A 21,515-nucleotide genomic window follows, 5' to 3' on the forward strand; every position below is an offset into this window, starting at 1 on the left:
AAACGAACAAATGACCTGAAGGGATGGAATAAAGATGAATGAACAGCATATGAGCGGATCTATGCAGCAATCACTGACGGATTATAAAACGGCAATGGGTGAATTTCAGAAGAAAATGCCGGTGTTTGGGAAGAAATTCAATGAATTTACGGAGCAATGCTTTCAGAGCGATTCATTAACGCAAAAGGAAAAGCAAATGATTGCCCTTGGCATCAGTATTCATGCACAGGATGAATACTGCATGATTTATCATACAAAGGGAGCGCTCGATCAAGGCGCGACAGAAGAGAATTTGCTGGAGGTTGTCAGCGTGGCGGCAGCATTTGGCGGCGGGGCAGCACTGAGTCAAGGGATTACTGTCGTTCAGCAATGTATTGATGAATTTGGAGGACAGACGCATTAAGGGAAGGATAAGACGGTATTTTTCCATATCAGGGAGTTGAGTCGTTCTCAGCCGATTGTGAGAGAAAATATGCCAGCATAGAACGTCATATCCCTTTTGAGTGAAGCCGCATGTCTTTGATATAATAAAGCTACACTCAAAGAAGGGAATGGTTTATTATTTGTTCGGACCATAGTACACTGGGATTGGATTATACCGCCGAGATGGAAAAGGCCATGCATAAAGCTCACGGCATGAGCTATGCAGAGTACGAAAGAGACCATGACTTACGGATGAAAGTGGAATATAAACGAGAGCAGTCCTATCGAGATGAGAAAAGACAGCTCGCAAAAATGAATATACGAGGCTATTAAATAGCTCAGGGACGGGGAGAACAGTTTCCCGTCCTTTCTTTATGAAAACAGTCTTTTCGACATAAATCCTTTTATCTACCGGCTTTTTTTGTTAGAATTTTGAGAGCATCCTCTCACGTATATCGTGAATGTGTTGTATTCACTTTTAATTTGTTATAAAATTAGAATGAGAATAAATTGAGAATAATGATTATTTTGGAGGTATCGATATATGACTGCTTCGACATTAACAATTAAGGACTTGCACGTTGAGATTGAAGGGAAAGAAATCTTAAAGGGTGTAAACCTCGAGATAAAAGGTGGAGAATTCCACGCAGTAATGGGACCAAACGGTACAGGTAAATCAACTTTATCTGCTGCAATTATGGGACACCCTAAATATGAAGTAACAAAAGGCAGCATTTTGCTAGATGGCGAAGATGTACTTGAAATGGAAGTAGATGAGCGCGCTCAAGCAGGTCTTTTCCTTGCGATGCAATACCCATCTGAAATTAGTGGTGTCACAAATGCGGACTTCCTTCGTTCTGCTATTAACGCTCGCAGAGAAGAAGGCGATGAAATCTCTCTGATGAAATTCATCCGCAAAATGGACGAAAACATGGAGTTCCTTGAAATGGACCCAGACATGGCACAGCGCTACCTAAACGAAGGTTTCTCAGGCGGGGAGAAAAAACGCAATGAAATTCTTCAATTAATGATGATTGAACCAAAAATTGCGATCCTTGACGAAATCGATTCTGGTCTTGATATCGATGCGTTGAAAGTGGTTTCTAAAGGAATTAACAGAATGCGCGGCGAAAGCTTCGGTTGCTTAATGATCACTCACTATCAGCGTCTATTGAACTACATCACACCAGATCACGTTCATGTCATGATGCAAGGACGTATCGTGAAATCTGGCGGACCAGAGCTTGCACAACGTCTAGAAGCAGAAGGTTACGACTGGATTAAAAAAGAGTTAGGAATTGAAGACGAAACTGTTGGTCAAGAAGCGTAAGCGTTAGGAGGATTATTGATGACATTAGAAACGAAATTATCAGTAGATCAAGATTATGTCAAAAGCTTCTCCGAGAAGCATCAGGAACCGGCATGGATGAGTTCCCTTCGCTTACAGGCTCTTGAAAAAGCAGAAGATCTTCCAATGCCAAAGCCTGACAAAACGAATATTTCTAAATGGAATTTAACCAATTTCAAACAGCATACAGTCGAAAGTGCACCATTTGGATCATTAGAAGAGCTTCCTGAAGAAGTGAAATCTCTCATTGATTTAGAGGACACGGATAAGACAGTTTACATTCAGCGCGATCAAACGCCAGCATACTTGTCTCTTTCAACAGAAGCGAAAGACAAAGGCGTGATCTTCACTGATCTTCATACAGCGCTTCGTGAACATGGCGATCTAGTGAAGAAATACTTCATGACGGATGCAGTGAAAGTAGATGAGCATAAACTAACAGCTTTACATGCTGCTTTAGTGAATGGTGGAGCTTTCCTCTATGTACCGAAAAATGTAGAACTTGAAGCGCCAATTCAAGCCGTCTACCTACATGAAAACGACGACACGACTTTGTTCAATCATGTCATCGTTGTAGCAGACGATCATAGTGCAGTGACTTATGTAGAAAACTACATCAGTACAGCAAAACCTGAAGAAGCCATCTTCAATATCGTGTCCGAAGTGTTCACGGGTGCTAATGCTCGCGTCACTTACGGTGCAGTAGATAACCTTTCAGAAGGTGTCACAGTCTATGTGAATAGACGCGGTATGGCAAGTGGCCGTGACAGTAAAATCGAATGGGCGCTTGGCTTAATGAATGATGGAGACGTCGTGTCTGAAAACATCACAAAGCTTATGGGCGACGGGACATTCGGTGATACAAAATCAGTTGTTGTCGGCCGCGGGAATCAAACGGAAAACTTTACAACAAGCATCATCCACTTCGGTAAAAACTCTGAAGGGTATATCTTGAAGCATGGTGTGATGAAGGATCAAGCATCCTCTATCTTTAACGGAATTGGTAAAATCGAGCATGGCGCAACGAAGTCAAATGCAGAGCAGGAATCACGTGTTCTCATGCTAAGTGAGAAAGCACGCGGTGACGCAAACCCAATTCTATTAATTGATGAAGATGATGTCACAGCAGGGCATGCTGCTTCTGTTGGACGTGTCGATCCAATTCAATTGTATTACCTCATGAGCCGCGGGATATCCAAAGAAGATGCAGAAAGACTTGTGATTTATGGCTTCTTAAATCCAGTCGTCAAAGAACTGCCGATTGAAGGAGTTAAAAAGCAGCTCGTTTCTGTGATTGAAAGGAAAGTAAAATAATGAATAGCAAAGACGTTCGTGAGCAGTTTCCAATCCTTCATCAGCAAGTGAACGGACATGATTTGGTGTATTTGGACAGTGCAGCGACTTCTCAAAAACCAAGAGTGGTCATTGATGCAATGAATGAGTATTACCGGTCTTACAACTCGAACGTCCACAGGGGTGTTCATACCCTTGGCACAAAAGCAACGGACGCATACGAGGGTGCGAGAGAGAAAGTTCGTGCATTCATCCGTGCTTCATCTGTCCAGGAGATTATTTTTACTAGAGGCACAACAACTGCACTAAACACAGTGGCGATCAGCTATGCAAGAGCAAACCTCAAAGAAGGCGATGAGATTGTCATTACGCACATGGAGCATCATGCGAATATCATCCCTTGGCAGCAAGCAGCAAAAGCAACTGGCGCCACATTGAAATACATTCCGTTACAGGAAGACGGCACGCTATCGCTTGAAGATGTGAAGCAAACGGTCACACATCAAACGAAAATCGTCGCTGTCACACATGTCTCAAACGTATTAGGAACCATCAACCCGATTAAAGAGATTGCTAAAATTGCCCATGATCATGGGGCAATCATTGTCGTCGATGGTGCGCAAAGCACGCCGCACATGCAAATTGATGTTCAGGATCTAGATTGTGACTTTTTCGCATTCTCTGGGCATAAAATGTGTGGACCGACTGGCATCGGTGTACTTTATGGGAAGAAGGACCTTTTGAATAATATGGAGCCTGCTGAGTTTGGCGGTGAAATGATCGACTTTGTGGATCTGTATGATTCTACTTGGAAAGAGCTGCCATGGAAATTTGAAGCGGGAACACCGATTATTGCCGGAGCAGTTGGACTAGGAAAAGCGATTGATTTCTTAAACGACATTGGTATGGAAGAAGTCAGCCGTTACGAGCATCAGCTTGCCACTTATGCGCTTGAGCGCTTTAAGGAGTTTGATGGTGCGACTGTTTATGGACCGCAGCACCGAGCTGGACTTGTGACGTTTAACTTAGACGACGTCCATCCACATGATGCGTCAACTGTTCTGGATACGGAAGGTGTCGCCATTCGTGCTGGACACCACTGTGCACAGCCGCTCATGAAATGGCTTGGTGTATCAGCAACTGCAAGAGCAAGCTTCTATCTGTACAATACAGAAGAAGAGATTGACGAGCTCATCGCAGCGCTCCGTAAGACAAAGGAGTATTTTACGAATGTCTTTTAATGTAAACTTAGACACACTGTACAGACAAGTGATTATGGATCATTATAAAAATCCGAGAAACAAAGGTGTGTTAAACGACAGCATTGTCGTCGATATGAACAACCCAACGTGTGGTGACCGCATTCGTCTCACGATGAAAATCGAAGACGAAAAAGTCATTGATGCGAAATTTGAAGGAGAAGGATGCTCTATTTCGATGGCATCTGCCTCTATGATGACGCAGGCAATTAAAGGGAAAGATATTGAAACAGCTTTGAAAATGTCTCAGATTTTCTCCGATATGATGCTAGGAAAAGAATACGACGATTCCATTGATCTTGGTGACATTGAGGCGCTGCAGGGAGTGGCAAAATTCCCAGCCCGCATCAAATGTGCAACATTATCCTGGAAGGCGCTTGAAAAAGGCGCATCTGCCGAAGATAACGGCAAATCATAAGATTGGAGTGAAAATGGATGGCTAAAAAAATGCCAGATGTTGGTGAATATAAATACGGCTTTTCTGATAAAGACGTTTCCATTTTCCGTTCAGAGCGCGGACTGACAAAAGAGATCGTTGAAGAAATTTCTCGTATGAAAGAAGAGCCTCAGTGGATGCTCGACTTCCGTTTGAAATCTCTTGAGCACTTTTACAACATGCCGATGCCACAATGGGGCGGAGATTTAAATGCATTAAACTTTGATGAAATTACGTACTACGTAAAGCCATCAGAGCGCTCTGAGCGTTCTTGGGATGAAGTACCAGAAGAAATCAAACAAACCTTTGATAAGCTTGGTATCCCAGAAGCAGAGCAAAAGTATTTAGCAGGTGTATCTGCTCAGTATGAATCTGAAGTTGTGTATCACAATATGAAGCAAGACCTTGAAGATCTAGGAATTGTGTTTAAAGATACAGACAGCGCATTAAAAGAGAACGAAGACATCTTCCGTGAGCACTGGGCAAAAGTCATTCCTCCGACTGACAACAAATTTGCTGCGCTTAACTCGGCTGTATGGTCTGGTGGTTCATTTATCTACGTACCAAAGGGCGTCAAAGTAGATACACCACTTCAAGCATACTTCCGTATCAACTCTGAGAACATGGGTCAGTTCGAGCGTACACTGATCATTGTTGATGAAGGCGCACATGTGCATTACGTAGAAGGCTGTACAGCACCAGTTTACACAACAAACTCACTTCACAGTGCGGTTGTTGAAATCGTCGTTAAAAAGGGCGGCTACTGCCGTTATACAACGATTCAAAACTGGGCAAACAACGTCTTCAACCTTGTGACGAAACGTACAGTATGTGAAGAAAATGCGACAATGGAATGGATTGATGGAAACATCGGTTCTAAGCTGACAATGAAATACCCAGCGGTCATCCTAAAAGGTGAAGGTGCTCGAGGTATGACATTAAGTATTGCCCTAGCAGGTAAAGGTCAGCACCAAGATGCAGGTGCGAAAATGATTCACCTTGCACCAAACACATCTTCAACGATCGTATCGAAATCGATTTCCAAACAAGGCGGTAAAGTCACATACCGCGGAATCGTTCACTTCGGACGTAAAGCAGAGGGTGCACGCTCAAACATCGAGTGTGACACACTCATCATGGATAACAAATCAACATCTGATACGATCCCTTACAATGAAATCTTAAACGACAACATTTCATTAGAGCACGAAGCGAAGGTATCAAAAGTATCAGAAGAACAGCTATTCTACTTGATGAGCCGCGGAATTTCTGAAGAAGAAGCAACAGAAATGATCGTCATGGGCTTCATCGAGCCATTCACAAAAGAACTGCCAATGGAATACGCCGTTGAAATGAACCGCTTGATTAAGTTTGAAATGGAAGGTTCAATCGGTTAATAAAAAATCCCCCTTGTCATAATTATGACAAGGGGGATTTTAGATTTAAATTATATGTACATATAAAGAACTCAATTGTATAGCTTAAAAATTGAATAATTTATTATATCTCTCAATATATGAGAAGAAATTATTGTAAATAAACTAAAAAAATAGTAAAATTATAGTGCCTACTATGAAAGATAGTAGAAATCAATGTTTAATACAGTCAAGAAGTAAATTGTTCTGCCATGCAGGCAAATTCTTCTCTGGTTTCAATTTATGGAATATCAACGTTGATAATCCATAAATCAACCAGTCTGTTAATAGGTGTATCAAGAATAAAGTTCTCATCAATGGATGATTACCTCCTAGCATGCACTCAATAACATTGTAACATAATTGTTCATTTTCCCCTGGTGAGCTACAAATAACAATGGCCAATATTGTAGTTGTCTATGGCCGATGTGCAGGAAGAACTAATCAGAGACCAGGTCTGCAGTTCTTCCCGCTCTGATAAGAGGTGTAAGAATGTGTGATGAAAAAAAATATAGAGTTAAAAATTATATTCATTTCGACAATAGAAAAAAGTTCCGAATTGTAAAAGACTATGTGACAAATCCTAACAAGGTGTCCTTACATAGTTTTTTACCGTTTATTCAGTTTACTGTAAGATCCGAAAAATATATTGATACAAGAATAGACAAAAAGAATGAAAGACCTATTAAAGAGAAATTGAGAAATATCATGTATGCAGGTCACTTGGATAATTTTATTTATAAGTATTATGCAGATGAATTTTTAAATAAGAAATATAATGCATGGTGTGAGCATTATGAAATAGATGATTGTTCTATTGCATATCGTAACAATAAAAAGGGTAAATCTAATATTGATTCAGCTGCTGAAGTTATTAATGATATTGTTTGTTTTAAAGAAGCATATATATTTGTAGGGGACTTCAAGGAATTTTTTGATAGAATAGACCACAGGTTGCTAAAAGAACGCCTCAAAACTGTTTTAGATGTTGAATCTCTTTCAAAAGATTGGTTTAATATTTATAAATCAGTTACTAAGTATGGGTATTATTATAAAGCCCAATTAAAAGAGCAATTTGGTACCGATAAACAATTACGTCAAGAGAAGAGATTTAGTTATTTTAATCAGTTGAAAGAATTTAGAGAATTTCAGCGTGAAACCCCTTGCCATAAAAATGAACAAACCATAGGCATTCCTCAAGGAACAGCAATCAGTGCAGTATTTGCCAATGTATATGCTATTGAATTCGATTCAGGAATGAAGGTTATAGCTAATAAGTTTGAAGGTAGGTATAGGAGATATTCAGATGATTTTATCTTAATTATTCCGAAAAAAAGTATAAATCTAATCGTGAAAGATTCTCAAGTTCAGCAAATAGAATCTGAAGTGAAAAAACTAGCTCAAGAAAATAAAATAATTATTCAAAATGATAAAACTAAACTCTTAGAATTTAAAAATGGAGTAATTAGAAATGTGGATTCGAAAAAAAATGATAATTTGGATTATTTAGGATTTATTTTTGATGGAAAAACCGTAACAATGAGAGGGAAAAGTCCTTATAAATTTTATAGAAAAGCTTATAAATTAATAGGAAGAGCTGTAAAAATTAAAGAGAAAAAGAAATTAAAAAAGTACCCTTATAGAAAAAGAATATATGGTTTATATACAGATCTAGGAATATCAAGTGGGGACTTTGGGAATTTTATTACATATGGAATAAGAGCTCAACAAAAATTTGATCTAATTAGTCCTCTTACAGATAATAGAATATTACAGCAAATTAAACATCGTAAAAAGAAAATTGAAAAAAAACTTGGATACCGGCTTCATACACGATTCAATAGCAATTGAATTTTATATAGATGTAATCAATTTTTGTATTTGAGCAAGAATTAATGTATGGAAAAAACATTATTTTTTAATTGTAGATGAGAAACGCTTTAATAAGTTTACTATGTCTATTATAAATATTGAGCGGTAAAATTTCATTAGAGTACGCAGGTAAGTTCGTGAAAGTCCACTCGATAAAATCAATATTGAAAAAGGCGAACCACTAAAGTTCGCCTTTTTTTCTTATTCTTTTTAAGTAATCAGTTATTTCACCGCAGTGAAGGTACTTGTTTTCGGTTTATTGTGGACTTTCCCATACGTCAGCTGACGCCAAATAAATTCCATCGGTCCATACTTAAACCGCTTTAACCAAAACGTACTGAAAAGCACAAGGAAGGCATACACGCCAATAGCCATGAAGAACGTACCAGCCGGCTGAAGATGATCGGCAAGCCCAGCTCCATATTTCAGAAACAGCATTGTCCCAATGATGGAGTGAAGCAAATAACAGGTCAGTGACATCCGTCCGACTTTGGTAAAGATCATCAAAGCACCTCGCAGCTGAGGAACATGCAGAAACAGCATCGCAAGTGTACTCATATAGAACATACTGCCCGTTAATCCACCGTTTTGTTCAAGGGCAGAGGCCATGTCCATCCACAGTGTATTTTCAACAGGATTGACCGCTGCTATGATCGTACTGCTCTGTGTAATCATAAACGCGATAGTGAAAATGATCCAAATGCGATTCCAAATCGCTTTTTTCGCCTCCATGTTTTTGAAAAACTCCATTTTCACAAAATACACACCAAGCAAAAACATGAGGAACATAGAATAGATGATAGAAAATGAACCAGAAGCCATTGTGGCCAAATCTGCCCACCGGTCACCAATAGATGCTAGATAAGTCAGGCTGTTGTGGCTGGCCAGCTCGAAGTCAGCAAAAACCGGCTTGCCTGATGATACTGTGTTAATGGTATTGAACAGCATCGCGAAAAAAGGAGTGAGCAATTGTATGACAAAAAGTGTGATCAGCCAGTATAGGATGGTTTTAGCTCTACGTTTGTAAAAGAAAAGTAACAAAAAGCCAGCGGCAGCATAATGGGTTAAAATATCACCAATCCAAACAAAGGTGACATGCAGAAGGCCAATTCCTAAGAGAATGGTTAACCTGCGTGCAAACAGCTTGTTTGGGCTGTCCACCTTCTGAGCAGCTCGATCCATAAAAATCATAAAACCAACCCCGAATAGGAAGGAAAACAGCGTAATGAATTTCCCTGAGGCAAACCAATTCACCAAGTTGTGAAAAACATCATTTGCTTCCATATCGAACCCCTTTGCCGAATCCACGATCAAAAAGTAATTGACCAGAATAATCCCCATTAAGGCAAATCCCCGTACGATGTCTAAGAAATGAACCCGATCCCGCAGACTCATCGGTTGTCCGTGTGCTACTTTGTTTGCATTCATATCCATGCTCCTTTTCTTGTTATGATAAATGTCATTCGGATCAATTCATCGATCCTTACAATGAATCAATATACGTCCCAATTCTTAACAATTTATGAAGATCCAATTTTTTGAAAATAAATGTGACGAATTGATGGCAGAGGGTCAAATTCATAAACTGTTAAGATTTATGCTATATCTTTTCACATAGCTAGATGATATATAGTAAAGACATAAAAGAAAGTACATCACGTATCATGAGGTGAGAGAGATATGAACCATCGAATATTAGTCGTAGAAGATGATCAGGATATTGGAGACCTTTTGCAGGAATCCCTTACACGTGCTGGATATGAGGTGCTGAGAGCGATGAATGGCGAGCAAGCATTGAAGCTTGTGAACGATTCGCTCGATTTGGTGATTTTGGATGTGATGATGCCAGGCATTTCAGGCATCGAAACGTGCCAGCAGATGAGAGCCTCCTCTAACGTTCCGATTCTATTTCTGACAGCCAAATCAAGTACATTCGATAAAACCGAAGGCTTACTTGCCGGCGGGGATGATTATATGACAAAACCTTTTTCAGAAGAGGAGCTCCATGCTAGAGTCATTGCACAATTACGCAGGTATACCGTCTATCAGGAAAAGAAGGAGCAGGAAGAAACTTTTCTTGTTGGGGGCAAGCTGAGGGTGAGCGAAGAATTTAATGAAGTGTGGAAAGAAAGTCAGCAAATCAAGCTGTCTGATTTAGAATATCGAATGTTGAAGCTGCTCATGAGCAGGCGAAACAAAATCTTTTCAGCCCAAAATATTTATGAGAGCGTGTGGGGACAGCCTTATTTCTATTGTTCCAACAATACGGTGATGGTGCATATTCGAAAGCTGCGTGCCAAAATTGAAGATGATCCAGCCCGCCCTGTATATATCAAAACGGAATGGGGAAGAGGATACCGATTTGGCACATCGTAAATATACACTAGCCAAAAAGCTGGCACTGCTGATTTTGACAGCTGCGGTCGTGAGTGGACTTGTCTTTTTGACGCTGCAAAAGATCACCAATGACCTGATTGATGGATACTTGAGTTCGGACGAGTATTACGAGGAGGAGTCAGCCAGGTATATTCAAAAATTCAGCCGCTATGTGTCTGAGAATGAGCTGTCTTCAACAGATCGAAAAGCGTTTGGTGAGTGGGTGAAAAAAGAGGATTACATTAATTTGACCATCTTCAAGGATGAAGTGCTGCAATATGACTCCATCTATTCCGCTGCTGATGAATCGGCGTACGGAAAAGAAAAGGTGACCCAGTACGCTGAGCATCATTCGTATCCGGTTCAGTTTAGCGACGGTAAAGGCCGGGTCATGGTGGATGGTTTCTATTCATTTCGTTATCACGACCTTGCCTTTACACTCGAGCTCCTCGGGGCGACGCTTATTTTTCTCATCATTGTTCTGCTTGGCATTCGCAAAAGTTTACGCTATCTGCAAACGATTCACCAAGAGATTCATATTCTTGAAGGCGGTGAGCTGGACCATGAGATGACGGTGAAAGGGCACGATGAATTAGCCATGATTGCCAAAAGTATTGAGGATCTGCGAAAAGCTTTTCTGGACAAGCTTCAAGCCATCGACGAGCTGCAAGAAGAGAGCCGCAGTCTGGTTACTGAAATGTCACACGATATGAGGACACCGCTGACGTCGCTGATGATGAATTTGGAGTTTGCGAAAAAAGAGGAGGCTGGAGCGGATCCCCGCAAAGATCAATATATAGCCAATGCTTATGAGAAATCACTGCAATTGAAAAATCTGTCTGATAATCTGTTTGCCTATTTTCTACTTGATAAAGAACATGAACCTGAGCTTGAGACCGTTGCAGTCAAAGAGGTCATTTACGATCTCTTATCAGATCAGGTGGCGATCTTGCATCAAGAGAAATTCAAAGTACACCTGTTAGGAGAGCTGCCCGACAGCTATATCAACGTGAATGTCGAGGAGCTTGGCCGAGTGTTTGATAATTTGATGTCCAACTTACTTAAATACGCCGATCCCAAAAAAGACATCAATCTCACGTTTTTATCTGATCAAGAAATCTTTGAGATTCACGTCAGCAATGCGATAAAAGAGACAGATGACACGCAGGAAAGCACTAGACTTGGTGAACGAAGCATAAAACGAATGATGTCCCGCATGCACGGGCAGTTTGAAAGGATGGAAAGGAACGCTGTATACTACATCGTGCTGCGATTCTGGCACATCAAAATATAGACCACAAATGAATAATATGGAATGGAGAGACTACCCAATGAAACGATTCAACAACTTCCAAAAGGTACCCGATCTCTTGCAAGGCCTTCTGAATATCTGTCTGTTCTTTCTAGCCATTGCTTTAAGCGTCCTCTTAATTAGTGAAACTTGGTATATTGTCCAATTCGTCTACAAGACTTTGTTTAACAAAGGAGAAAGCTATTATGGGATGCTTGGAGAACTGCTGATCTTCTTTATGTATTTTGAGTTTATAGCCTTAATTATTAAATACTTTAAATCAAACTTTCATTTTCCGCTTCGCTACTTTATTTATATCGGCATCACAGCTGTCATCCGATTGATTATCATCGATCATGAAGAGGCTGTATCGACGTTCTGGTGGGCGCTGGCCATTCTTGCGATGACTTGTGCACTCTTTATCGCCAATAAACGACATACCGCGCAGGAGCATGAAGAAGTGAAGTGAGGGAAGAAGACGAACGATTGCCGTTCGTCTTTTTTAGGTTGATAGAGAAAGTCTGATTATGAACAATAAGTCGTCATTAATGGAGTAGAGTACGAAAAAGGAATTCAATGTAAATGATTATCCAGAGGAACGAAGAGAGGCCAATCATTCCAATAATGAGAACAACTAGTCAACACTCTCCCTCTTTTCTTAAAAATTTACATTGACACCATCCCTTTCTATGATAAAATCATAGTGTGATAATGAGAATCGTTATCAAACGATATGACTACATATAGAATGGATAGGTGAGGTACATGTTCAAAAAATCTTTTTGGTCGTTGCTAGTTGTGCTCTCCATCGTTTTACTTGCAGCTTGCGGGAACAATAACAGTGAAGGCAAGTCAGCTAATAAAGAAAAAACAAGAACCGTTGAAAGCGCTATCGGTTCAACTGAAATAAAAGGATCGCCTAAACGTGTGGTGACGCTGTACCAAGGAGCAACCGATGCAGCAGTCGCTATGGACATTAAACCAGTGGGTGTTGTTGAATCATGGCTTGAAGCACCTACGTATAAATATTTAAGAGATGACTTAAAGGATGTTAAAATTGTTGGGCAGGAAACACAGCCAAACTTAGAGGAAATTGAAAAGCTCAAGCCTGATTTGATCATTGCATCAAAAGTCCGCCACGAGCAAATTTTTGATCAGCTGCAAGAAATCGCTCCAACTGTTTCAACAGAAACAGTGTTCACATTTAAAGATACAGTGAAATTAATGGGTGAAGCGTTAAACCAGCAAGACAAATCAAAAGAATTGCTGACGAAGTGGGATGACCGCGTCGCCGACTTCAAAGAAAAAGCGAAAAAAGACATCAAAAACTGGCCAATGAGTGTGTCTGTGGTGAACTTCCGTGCAGATCATGCTAGAATCTATCAAACTGGATTCGCAGGGTCGATTTTAACAGAGCTAGGCTTTGAAGGACCTAAGAATGTCAAAGATAAAAAGCAAGACATCATTACACTTACAGACAAAGAGAGCATTCCGCAAATGGATGCAGATGTGATCTATTACTTCATGGATGATCAGGATAAAGCGGTTGAAAAAGCATATAAAGAGTGGACAAGTCATCCTTTATGGAAGCAGCTTGACGCAGTGAAAGCGAAACAAGTGCATAAAGTTGATGAAATCACTTGGAACATGGCAGGCGGTATCACTGCTGCAAACATGATGCTTGATGATATTTATGATCGTCTAGGAATTGATAAATAAGGATAGCAGAGGAGAAAATGTGAAAAACCATTTTCTCCTTTTTTCCATAACAGATTGAAAGCGGGAATCAGATGAGAAGTTTACTAAAAAAGGATTCGAGCAAGGCGCTGCTGTTTGCTGGATTCGTCGTATTGATGTTGGTCTTTTTTATGCTCAGCATTTCTCTTGGGCAAACCTCTATTTCCCTCAAAGCCACCATCCATGCGTTTCTTCATTTTGATAAATCGGATCCAAACAGTGTCATTGTCATGACATCCAGATTATCAAGAGCTTTAATCGCAGCGGTTGTTGGATCAAGTCTAGCCATTTCAGGTGCACTGATGCAGGCATTAACGAGAAATCCGCTTGCGGCGCCAGATTTGTTAGGCATTAATGCAGGTGGACTATTTTTTATCGTCATTTCAATTGTTTTCTTTTCAACAGAGTCATTAACAGGCTATATGTGGACAGCCTTTTTAGGTGCTGCGATTGCAGGGATGCTCGTTTTTCTCTTGGGCTCTATTGGAAGAGATGGATTGACACCGGTCAAAATTGTCCTTGCAGGTGCGGCGATATCTGCACTGTTTGCGTCCTTTACACAAGGTCTTTTAATCGTGAATGAACAGTCGATTCAAAGCATCCTGTTCTGGATGGCGGGTTCAGTGTCTGGAAGAAGCATTGATATGCTGCTGCCTGTTTTGCCTTATATTTTAGGTGCAACAGTTGTGGCGCTGCTTCTTGGACGCTCCATCAATGTCCTTTTGTCAGGAGATGATATTGCGAAGGGACTTGGCCAGCGTACGCTGGTGCTGAAAATCACGATGGGAGTTCTCGTCGTCTTTTTAGCGGGTGGTTCCGTCGCTGTCGCAGGATCGATTGGGTTTGTTGGTTTTCTAGTGCCGCATATTGTGAAAAAGCTTGTCGGACCTGACCACCGCTGGGTACTTCCGTATTGTGCCGTTGTGGGGGCGTCGCTTTTACTTGTCGCAGACCTTGCGGCTCGTTTTCTGATCATGCCGCAGGAAGTGCCGATTGGTGTCATGACGGCGGTAGCAGGAGCGCCTCTATTTGTTTATCTCGTGCGCAAGGGGTTGAAGACAGGTGGCTAAAACATATACAGTGCGTTCAAAGGGCGGACGCATATCATTTCAATTTTCAAAGCGGACGTTTTTGATTTTACTTTTATTGACGGCCGTTGCTTTTGGATTATTTATTCTCAGTCTCTGTATGGGCAGCCGGTTTATTCAGCCGATGGATGTGCTGCTTCATTTAATCGGTCAGGGAGAGGGAAACACCTTTGTGCTCAATACGCTGAGGATTCCAAGAACACTGCTGGCTGTCTTAGTGGGGGCCGCGCTTGCGGTATCAGGGCTTATTTTGCAAGGATTAATCCGCAATCCGCTTGCATCGCCTGACATCATTGGGATTACGAGTGGTGCTTCGTTTGGGGCGATTATGTTTATTGTCTTTTGGATGGGCACTGTGCCTATTGCGTACCAATCCCTATGGGCGATTGCAGGGGCTTTTGCCGTATCGTGCCTCATTTATTTGCTTTCATGGAAAAAAGGAGTCAAGCCGATCACACTTGTCCTAATGGGAATTGGGATTTCTGCTATTATGAAGGCGTGTGTGACGTTTACTCTTGTTCTTAGTGATACGATGACGACGACAAAGTCATATATTTGGCTGACGGGCAGTTTATATGGTTCTACGATGAAGGACGTCACGTCGATGCTTCCTTGGATCATGATCATTTTACCGATTGTCATGGTGTTAGCAAGAACGATGAATGTGAAGGAGCTTGGAGATGATCTCGCAACAGGCCTCGGGGTAAAAGTGCAGGCAAAACGGTTATTCTTTCTACTGATGAGTGTGACATTGGCGGGGATTGCCGTTGCCTTTGCAGGCGGTATTGAATTTGTTGGACTGATGGCGCCGCATGTCGCACGGATGATCATCGGCCGTTCCTTCATTGCGCTGGTGCCGGCATCTGCGCTTGTTGGAAGTATTCTCGTGATGCTGGCAGATTTAGTCGCTAGAACGGCTTTTCTACCGTTAGATGTACCAGCAGGTGTATTCACGGCTGCAATTGGTGCACCGTTCTTTATTTATTTGTTATACCAGCAGCGAAATCGATAAACGAAAGATGGAGGTTTTGATATGAGGCCAGAGTGGGTTGAGAGAGAATTACTTGATTTAGGGGTACACATCACAAATGGACCAATGACATCTGACCGCACACTTGCTGCGCTTTTTTCAGAAGCATCTGTCCTGCGTTTATTAGAGGCTGAAAAGGAAGCCATGCATGCACCGAATGTGGCGGTGGCAGCGTCGATGTTTTCAAAGCGTTATGCCTACTTAGCCGTCAGTTCCTCTTTGTACATGATGACGCTGTATGACGGTGTCTATCAGTTTCCACCGGAGGCATGTGCCTTTAGAGAGGATCGGAAAATTGAAATTGATGAGTCATTGTGTTCGTTTGTTCCACTAGAAGGAGATCGGCATGAATGGAGAGAGCAGGTTGTGCATGCGCTGTTTACGGAGTGTGTTACACCTCTTTTAGACGTGCTGAAGCGCACTTCAAGACTTCCGTATACCATTTTGTGGGAGAATATAGCGGTTCGTATCAATTCTCTTTATCGCAGCATGATGCGGGAAGCCGAAGAGCCTGCGGTGAAGCAGCGCGTGCGGGAGGATTATCTGTATCTGAAGCAAGCGGCTGGTGATGTATTCGGAGCAAAACAAAATCCATTTCATCACAGCTTAAACTTAGATGACAGTTTACTAGAAACATCCGACCGAAAGACCTGCTGTATGTATTATAAGCTCGAGAAAAAATCGGAGAGTCTCGATTATTGTCTTGTCTGTCCGCTTGAAAAAAAGAAAGGCACTGCTTGCTCATAGCAGTGCCTTTCTTTTTTATTCCCAAATCGCGCCTGCCCATTCTGGGTGATCGATAAAGGGATTGCGGTTGTTCTGATACGTTTCATAAATGATCTCGTTGCGGTTCCGTTCGATTTGATCGACTGGATCTTGTTTGTGCCACTTGAGAAGTACGGACATTTTGCCATGGAGAGGGGCGCTTCCATTATTCACTTTGTCGTTTAATTCTAAATCTGGAAAGCGGTCATCGCCCTCGTACCGCACCGCCATATAAAAGAGCATTCTTGCCACATCCCCTTTCACCCGGCTATGAGGTTCGAATGAGTCGCTATCGTAGAAATTACCCGGTGCTCCCTTGTATTCATTTCCGCCCAGATCAAAATCTAAATTTCCTCGTGTGCTATTCGTTTGCACGTCTGTTGCCCGCAGATGATGGAGATCTGTACCTGGGCCCTGGCTTGTCCCAAAATTGCCGTGTGACTTAGCCCAGACATGCTCCCGGTTCCACTGGCCAACATTTCCGCCATTCGCTTGCTTTGAGCGAGAGACACCGCTATAGAGCAAGAGCACATTGCTTGGATTTTTTGGATCTTCATCTGTTTTCTTTAAGGCATCCCAAACCTGGCTGTAGGATAGCTGCTTATGATCATCAATAATATCGTGTAAAGCTTTCTTTAGAGCGGGTCCTGATTTGCCATTAGCAGATTGATAATAGGAATCGATTTGACTTGTAGCGGCTGTTTTCGCTTGTTGTGCAGATGTTTCGTTTTGAAGCTGTAACGGGGAAAATGTGATGGTTTGGCTCGGTTCATTCAGAGTAAAGCTTTGAGCATTCGCAGCTGGAGGCAGCGGGGCGGCTAACGTGCCGAATATCATGATTCCGGCAGCCACAGTTCCAAATAAGGTTCTCTTCATTCGATTTCCTCCTTAATAGGGAATGTATTCTCTTTATTTCTATCATATTGTCAGAAAGAAATAAATGGATTTATCGTAAATGTTATGTAATGAATTCGTAGGAAATGAGATTGCTATTTTAACAGCATTGCTGTATAAGTGGGCATATAGGATGGCGGCAAGGGAGAGGATGGATAACGTGAAAGAACTGCAAATACCTTCAAGAACGATTATGACACCAGGACCTGTTGAAGTAGACCCGAGAGTGCTCCGTGTGATGAGTACCCCAATTCTCGGTCAATTTGATCCAGCATTTACACATATCATGAATGAAACGATGACCTTATTGCGGTCGCTTTTCCAAACAGAAAATGAATGGGCTTTTCCGATTGACGGCACGTCTCGTTCAGGGCTTGAAGCTGTGCTTGCCAGTGTCATTGAGCCGGGTGATTCAATGCTTGTGCCTGTCTTTGGCCGCTTCGGTCATCTGCTCATTGAAATAGGACAGCGCTATGGTGCTGAGGTACATACAATGGAATGTGAATGGGGAACGGTTTTTGATCCTAGCGATATCATTCAGGAAATGAAGCAGGTCAAGCCTAGAATCGTTGCGATGGTCCATGGTGAAACATCCACGGGGCGGTTGCAGCCGCTTGAGCAAATTGGTGAAGCGTGCCGAGAACTCGATGCACTGTTCATTGTAGACGCTGTAGCAACCATTGGCGGGGCCCAGGTGAAAGTGGACGAATGGAAGATTGATGCGGCGATTGGCGGTACGCAGAAGTGCTTGTCTGTTCCATCAGGCATGTCACCTATCACGTATAATGACCGGGTGGCAGCTGTCGTTGAATCGAGAAAGAAAGTGGAAAAGGGAATTGCGACACAGGATGAATTGCAGGAGCAAATGGATATTTCTCCAATTAAAAGCAATTACTTTGATCTCAGCCAGCTCCAGGATTATTGGAGCCCTAGACGATTAAATCATCATACAGAAGCGACAACGATGCTCTATGCACTTCGTGAAGGGGTTCGTGTTGTGCTGGAAGAAGGACTGTCTGAGCGTTTTCAAAGGCACGCATATCACGAGAAAGCCTTGATAAAAGGTCTTGAAGCGATGGGACTTGAATTGTTCGGTGATCCACATTGTAAAATGCCAGTTGTGACATGTATTGAGATTCCAAATGGTGTTGATGGAGAAGCGGTACGTGCCGATCTGCTTAAGCATTTTGGCATTGAAATCGCAAGCTCCTTTGGACCGCTAGCCGGACGTATATGGAGAATTGGCACAATGGGCTATAGCTGTAGAAAAGAAAACGTGCTGTTTGTGTTAGCAGGGCTGGAAGCGATTCTAATCAAACACGGTGCATCCATCCATTGCGGAGCAGGGCTTCAGGCGGCTCTTTCTATCTATGAACAAGGTGAATAAAGTCATACGGATACTCGCTATTTGCGGGTATTTTTTATTTGGAAAAGAAAACTAATTTTTGAAAAACTAGACTTATAGATAGTGATATCGCTATACTGAAGAAGTTCTGAGTTTTTGACATCATTTTCATTTATTTTGCAGAAAGAGGTTTTTTGATATGAAGAAAATGGGCAGGTTATACATTTTGATGCTCAATATTTTTATTGCCATGCTTGGCTTTGGCCTCATTGTCCCTGTCATGCCAAGTTATATTGAAGCCTTTGGCGCAACAGGAAAAACACTCGGTTTTCTTGTCGCTGCAACAGGTCTTACACAATTTGCTTTATCGCCGGTTGCAGGCGCACTGACCGATCGATTTGGACGTAGAAAATTGATCATTGCCGGGATTGCCGGCTTTACCATTGCCCAGTTTATTTTTGCATTTGCTGATCAGCTGTGGATGCTGTTTGTATCACGTTTTTTAGGCGGTGCGGCCGGAGCTTTACTCATGCCAGCCATGTTTGCATACATTGCTGATATCACAAGTGAGAAGGACCGAGGGAAAGGAATGGGGCTATTTAGTGCAGCAATGACGTTAGGCTTTGTTATTGGACCAGGCGTAGGCGGCTATTTGGTCGAGTATGGGATCGCTTTTCCTTTTCTCATCGCAGGTTCCTTTGCAGCTCTTTCTACCCTATTATCCATCCTGTTTTTACCTGAAACTTTAACAAAGGAAAAGCAGGAAGAAGCGCGGTTAAACAAAGACATTCATTTCAACCCTTTTGTGCAAATGATGCAAGCTTTAAAGACATCCTACGGTTTTTTGTTTATATTGGCGTTTGTCCTCAATTTTGGCATTATTCACTTTGAATCGATTTTCGGCTTATATGTAGACCAAAAACATGGATTTACACCGAAGGATATTGCGTTTGTGATTACGGTTGCGGGTCTTGCTGGCGTGCTTGTCCAAGGTGCGTTGGTGAATGCCTGTGTGAAACGATTTGGTGAAATGCGCGTCGTGCGTTATGCACTGCTAGGAGCGGCTTTGATGCTCATCGTCTGCCGTGTTGCGCCGTCCTTTTGGCTGATCTTTACAGGCTCTATTTTATTTTTGTCGGCTACTTCATTTGTTCGTCCAGCTCTCAATACATTGCTGTCCAAAATGGCAGGTAATCAGCAAGGAGTAGCGGGCGGCCTTAATACATCCTTTATGAGCCTTGCCAATATTGTCGGACCGAGCCTTGCTGGGATTTTATTTGATGTGAATATTGAGTTTCCTTTTATGCTCGGAACATTGGTGCTTTGCATAAGCTTCATTGCATCCATCGTGTGGGGGAAAAAAGTGCAGCATACTTCTGCAATTTCTTAAAATTTGTTTATAAAAAAACCGATCAGCACAGATTGATCGGTTTTATTATAATGGTCATCACCTTTTATATGTAACGACAGGTGATTTTTCTTTATGAAGCGCACGAATCATGGCATCATCTACATGTAAATGCTCTTTCACTAATTGAGGAGGGGATAAGGCCATCCACTGATTCAACGAAATATCTGCAAAGCGATTTTTGCCTCCTCGTGTATCACTTTTCTCCTCCAAACTATATGAAGCTTCGGAAGAAAACATTCAATCAGGATGGGGTGAGAGAAGCATCTGAATACGTAATGCTAAGCGCAGCCTTAATGTGGCTTCAGGGTCTTTTAAGCTGATCCGAAGCAGCTCCTCACACTTCTCCAATCGATAAATGACCGTGTTGCGATGAATAGACAAACGTTTCGCTGTTTCTGAAATGTGGCAATGCGTTTCTAAATAGACAGATAAGGTGTGGAGGAGGTTTTGATCAGCTTCATATACCGGGTGAAGGTGCATCTGGTGAAACGTGACTAAATCCTTTCTTGGAATAAGCTTCAATAAATCTGGCACATCCTTTGCCTGATAGAACTGAATATATTCCGCCTGCGACGAGAGATGTCCGGCTTGAAGAGCCTCTAATGCTTCACTGTAGCCCTCAGACAGATGGGTGGTGCGACAACTAGTCAAGCTCACGCCAAAGGAAATGGTGTGATTCGCTTGTATGCTAACGAGCATCTGCAACTGTTTCAAAAAAGAGAGGAGTCTGCCACTCATCTTTGACCAACTGCCTGTCTCTTCCATTAATACAATGCCCATATCACCTTTGACAAACAGAAAGGAAGGAAAAGGAGAGCTTGGAAGTGCGCTGTCAAGTAGATCAACGACTTGATCTAACATCAGTTGCTGGTTCAAAAAATGAGTGGTCTCATGACAATGATCAAGCTGACAGATCATACATAGATAGCTGTTTTCTATGTTTAATCCAAACGTCTTCGCAATGTATGCAGCGTCTTGCTGAGAATACGATGCACCCTCTATCCATCTGCGAAACCCTTCATTTCTGGCACGCTTGGCCGTTTGCTGGGCAGTATATTGTCTCATTCGCGCAATTGAGATTTCGTTTACTGCTTGTGCAATGAAGACTTGCAGTGTTTCATCCAGCGGAGGGATGAAGGAAGGGATGACCACATACTCACATGTTTGTTCGGTTAGATCAATCGGAAAGACGGAAAAGGTTTGCTTCGCATATATCATCGAAAAATAATGGGGTGTCCTTCTTTGGAAAAAGGGGAGAATGCGAATCCAATCTGGGCTCGTGATCATGGTGTGCGAGTTGCAGAGAATACGTCCATGCTGGTTACACAAATAGACAGGCTTGTGAATCCTTTCGGCGATTTTTTGCAATGCTTCAAACTGGTTATCGTCTATTTTCATATCCACTAAGTCTCCTTTATTGAGAACTAAAGCTCTTGGTGAAGATGAATAAATAAATGGACAATCACTGTTAACTTCTCTGATATGCAATTTATGTTATCAGCTCAAATCATTTTAGATAGAAAGTTGTCAAC

At 42.0% G+C, this 21,515-nt stretch carries 20 protein-coding genes and 1 pseudogene; 17 read left to right on the top strand and 4 right to left on the bottom strand.

Annotated elements, in window-relative coordinates; all coding sequences use genetic code 11:
* Window positions 1-34: 34 nt before the first annotated feature.
* The 8 genes from C6Y03_RS07400 to C6Y03_RS07430 all read left to right on the top strand — a co-directional run bounded on the left by C6Y03_RS07400 (window position 35) and on the right by C6Y03_RS07430 (window position 8,025).
* On the top strand, window positions 35-403 hold the full coding sequence (locus tag C6Y03_RS07400) for a carboxymuconolactone decarboxylase family protein (protein WP_003212803.1): 369 nt from the start codon (window positions 35-37) through the stop codon (window positions 401-403).
* Between the two features lie 215 nt (window positions 404-618).
* Window positions 619-756, top strand: coding sequence for a YuzK family famiily protein (locus C6Y03_RS19155; RefSeq protein WP_162839378.1), 138 nt, complete (start codon window positions 619-621; stop codon window positions 754-756).
* Between the two features lie 211 nt (window positions 757-967).
* Window positions 968-1,753: a Fe-S cluster assembly ATPase SufC gene (sufC, locus tag C6Y03_RS07405; protein WP_003213654.1), complete on the top strand. Its 786-nt coding sequence runs from the start codon at window positions 968-970 to the stop codon at window positions 1,751-1,753.
* A gap of 18 nt (window positions 1,754-1,771) precedes the next feature.
* Complete coding sequence (gene sufD / locus C6Y03_RS07410; protein WP_058013731.1) at window positions 1,772-3,085, top strand: Fe-S cluster assembly protein SufD; 1,314 nt, start codon at window positions 1,772-1,774, stop codon at window positions 3,083-3,085.
* Window positions 3,085-4,305, top strand: coding sequence for a cysteine desulfurase (locus C6Y03_RS07415; RefSeq protein WP_106039102.1), 1,221 nt, complete (start codon window positions 3,085-3,087; stop codon window positions 4,303-4,305). The genes sufD and C6Y03_RS07415 overlap by 1 nt, the downstream gene beginning before the upstream one ends.
* Window positions 4,295-4,741 carry a Fe-S cluster assembly sulfur transfer protein SufU gene (gene sufU / locus C6Y03_RS07420; protein ID WP_008347017.1) on the top strand — a complete coding sequence of 149 codons (447 nt, stop codon included), beginning with the start codon at window positions 4,295-4,297 and terminating at the stop codon, window positions 4,739-4,741. Before C6Y03_RS07415 ends, sufU begins: the two co-directional genes overlap by 11 nt.
* Before the next feature lie 17 nt (window positions 4,742-4,758).
* A complete protein-coding gene (gene sufB, locus C6Y03_RS07425) occupies window positions 4,759-6,156 on the top strand; it encodes a Fe-S cluster assembly protein SufB (RefSeq protein WP_034659904.1) in 1,398 nt (465 codons plus the stop codon).
* A 510-nt stretch (window positions 6,157-6,666) separates the two neighbouring features.
* Window positions 6,667-8,025 carry a reverse transcriptase domain-containing protein gene (locus C6Y03_RS07430; protein WP_106039103.1) on the top strand — a complete coding sequence of 453 codons (1,359 nt, stop codon included), beginning with the start codon at window positions 6,667-6,669 and terminating at the stop codon, window positions 8,023-8,025.
* A 243-nt stretch (window positions 8,026-8,268) separates the two neighbouring features.
* Here the strand turns inward: C6Y03_RS07430 and C6Y03_RS07435 are convergent, their stop codons facing one another.
* Window positions 8,269-9,474, bottom strand: a complete 1,206-nt coding sequence (locus C6Y03_RS07435) for a DUF418 domain-containing protein (RefSeq protein WP_106039104.1) — start codon at window positions 9,472-9,474, stop codon at window positions 8,269-8,271.
* 252 nt (window positions 9,475-9,726) lie between these two features.
* Here C6Y03_RS07435 and C6Y03_RS07440 point away from each other — a divergent pair, with 252 nt between their 5' ends.
* From C6Y03_RS07440 to C6Y03_RS07470, 7 genes are all read left to right on the top strand, one after another.
* Window positions 9,727-10,422, top strand: coding sequence for a response regulator transcription factor (locus C6Y03_RS07440; RefSeq protein WP_034659899.1), 696 nt, complete (start codon window positions 9,727-9,729; stop codon window positions 10,420-10,422).
* Window positions 10,409-11,716: a HAMP domain-containing sensor histidine kinase gene (locus C6Y03_RS07445; protein WP_106039105.1), complete on the top strand. Its 1,308-nt coding sequence runs from the start codon at window positions 10,409-10,411 to the stop codon at window positions 11,714-11,716. The genes C6Y03_RS07440 and C6Y03_RS07445 overlap by 14 nt, the downstream gene beginning before the upstream one ends.
* A gap of 37 nt (window positions 11,717-11,753) precedes the next feature.
* Window positions 11,754-12,182, top strand: a complete 429-nt coding sequence (psiE, locus tag C6Y03_RS07450; protein WP_034659895.1) for a phosphate-starvation-inducible protein PsiE — start codon at window positions 11,754-11,756, stop codon at window positions 12,180-12,182.
* 296 nt (window positions 12,183-12,478) lie between these two features.
* A complete protein-coding gene (locus tag C6Y03_RS07455) occupies window positions 12,479-13,432 on the top strand; it encodes an ABC transporter substrate-binding protein (RefSeq protein ID WP_106039106.1) in 954 nt (317 codons plus the stop codon).
* Window positions 13,433-13,503: 71 nt separating this feature from the next.
* Window positions 13,504-14,520, top strand: a complete 1,017-nt coding sequence (locus C6Y03_RS07460; RefSeq protein ID WP_106039107.1) for a FecCD family ABC transporter permease — start codon at window positions 13,504-13,506, stop codon at window positions 14,518-14,520.
* A complete protein-coding gene (locus C6Y03_RS07465; protein WP_106030459.1) occupies window positions 14,513-15,550 on the top strand; it encodes a FecCD family ABC transporter permease in 1,038 nt (345 codons plus the stop codon). The genes C6Y03_RS07460 and C6Y03_RS07465 overlap by 8 nt, the downstream gene beginning before the upstream one ends.
* Window positions 15,551-15,571: 21 nt before the next feature.
* A complete protein-coding gene (locus tag C6Y03_RS07470) occupies window positions 15,572-16,315 on the top strand; it encodes an IucA/IucC family C-terminal-domain containing protein (protein WP_106039108.1) in 744 nt (247 codons plus the stop codon).
* Between the two features lie 15 nt (window positions 16,316-16,330).
* Here C6Y03_RS07470 and C6Y03_RS07475 read toward each other — a convergent pair whose 3' ends face one another.
* A complete protein-coding gene (locus C6Y03_RS07475; protein WP_106030457.1) occupies window positions 16,331-17,209 on the bottom strand; it encodes an endonuclease I family protein in 879 nt (292 codons plus the stop codon).
* A gap of 169 nt (window positions 17,210-17,378) precedes the next feature.
* On the opposite strand from C6Y03_RS07475, the gene C6Y03_RS07480 reads away from it, so the two are divergent.
* Together C6Y03_RS07480 and C6Y03_RS07485 are read left to right on the top strand one after the other, a co-directional pair.
* Complete coding sequence (locus tag C6Y03_RS07480; protein WP_106030726.1) at window positions 17,379-18,614, top strand: pyridoxal-phosphate-dependent aminotransferase family protein; 1,236 nt, start codon at window positions 17,379-17,381, stop codon at window positions 18,612-18,614.
* Window positions 18,615-18,771: 157 nt separating this feature from the next.
* Window positions 18,772-19,962, top strand: a complete 1,191-nt coding sequence (locus C6Y03_RS07485) for a tetracycline resistance MFS efflux pump (RefSeq protein ID WP_034659885.1) — start codon at window positions 18,772-18,774, stop codon at window positions 19,960-19,962.
* A gap of 57 nt (window positions 19,963-20,019) precedes the next feature.
* On the opposite strand, the pseudogene C6Y03_RS19335 reads toward C6Y03_RS07485, so the two are convergent.
* Both C6Y03_RS19335 and C6Y03_RS07495 read right to left on the bottom strand, forming a co-directional pair.
* A pseudogene (locus C6Y03_RS19335) lies at window positions 20,020-20,160 on the bottom strand (oxalate decarboxylase); the annotation flags it as partial.
* A 60-nt stretch (window positions 20,161-20,220) separates the two neighbouring features.
* Window positions 20,221-21,381 carry a PucR family transcriptional regulator gene (locus C6Y03_RS07495; protein WP_106030456.1) on the bottom strand — a complete coding sequence of 387 codons (1,161 nt, stop codon included), beginning with the start codon at window positions 21,379-21,381 and terminating at the stop codon, window positions 20,221-20,223.
* Window positions 21,382-21,515: the final 134 nt, after the last annotated feature.

Origin of the sequence: Bacillus sp. LNXM65 (genome assembly GCF_002998575.1) — a bacterium.
In the GTDB taxonomy this organism is placed as follows: Bacteria; Bacillota; Bacilli; order Bacillales; family Bacillaceae; genus Bacillus.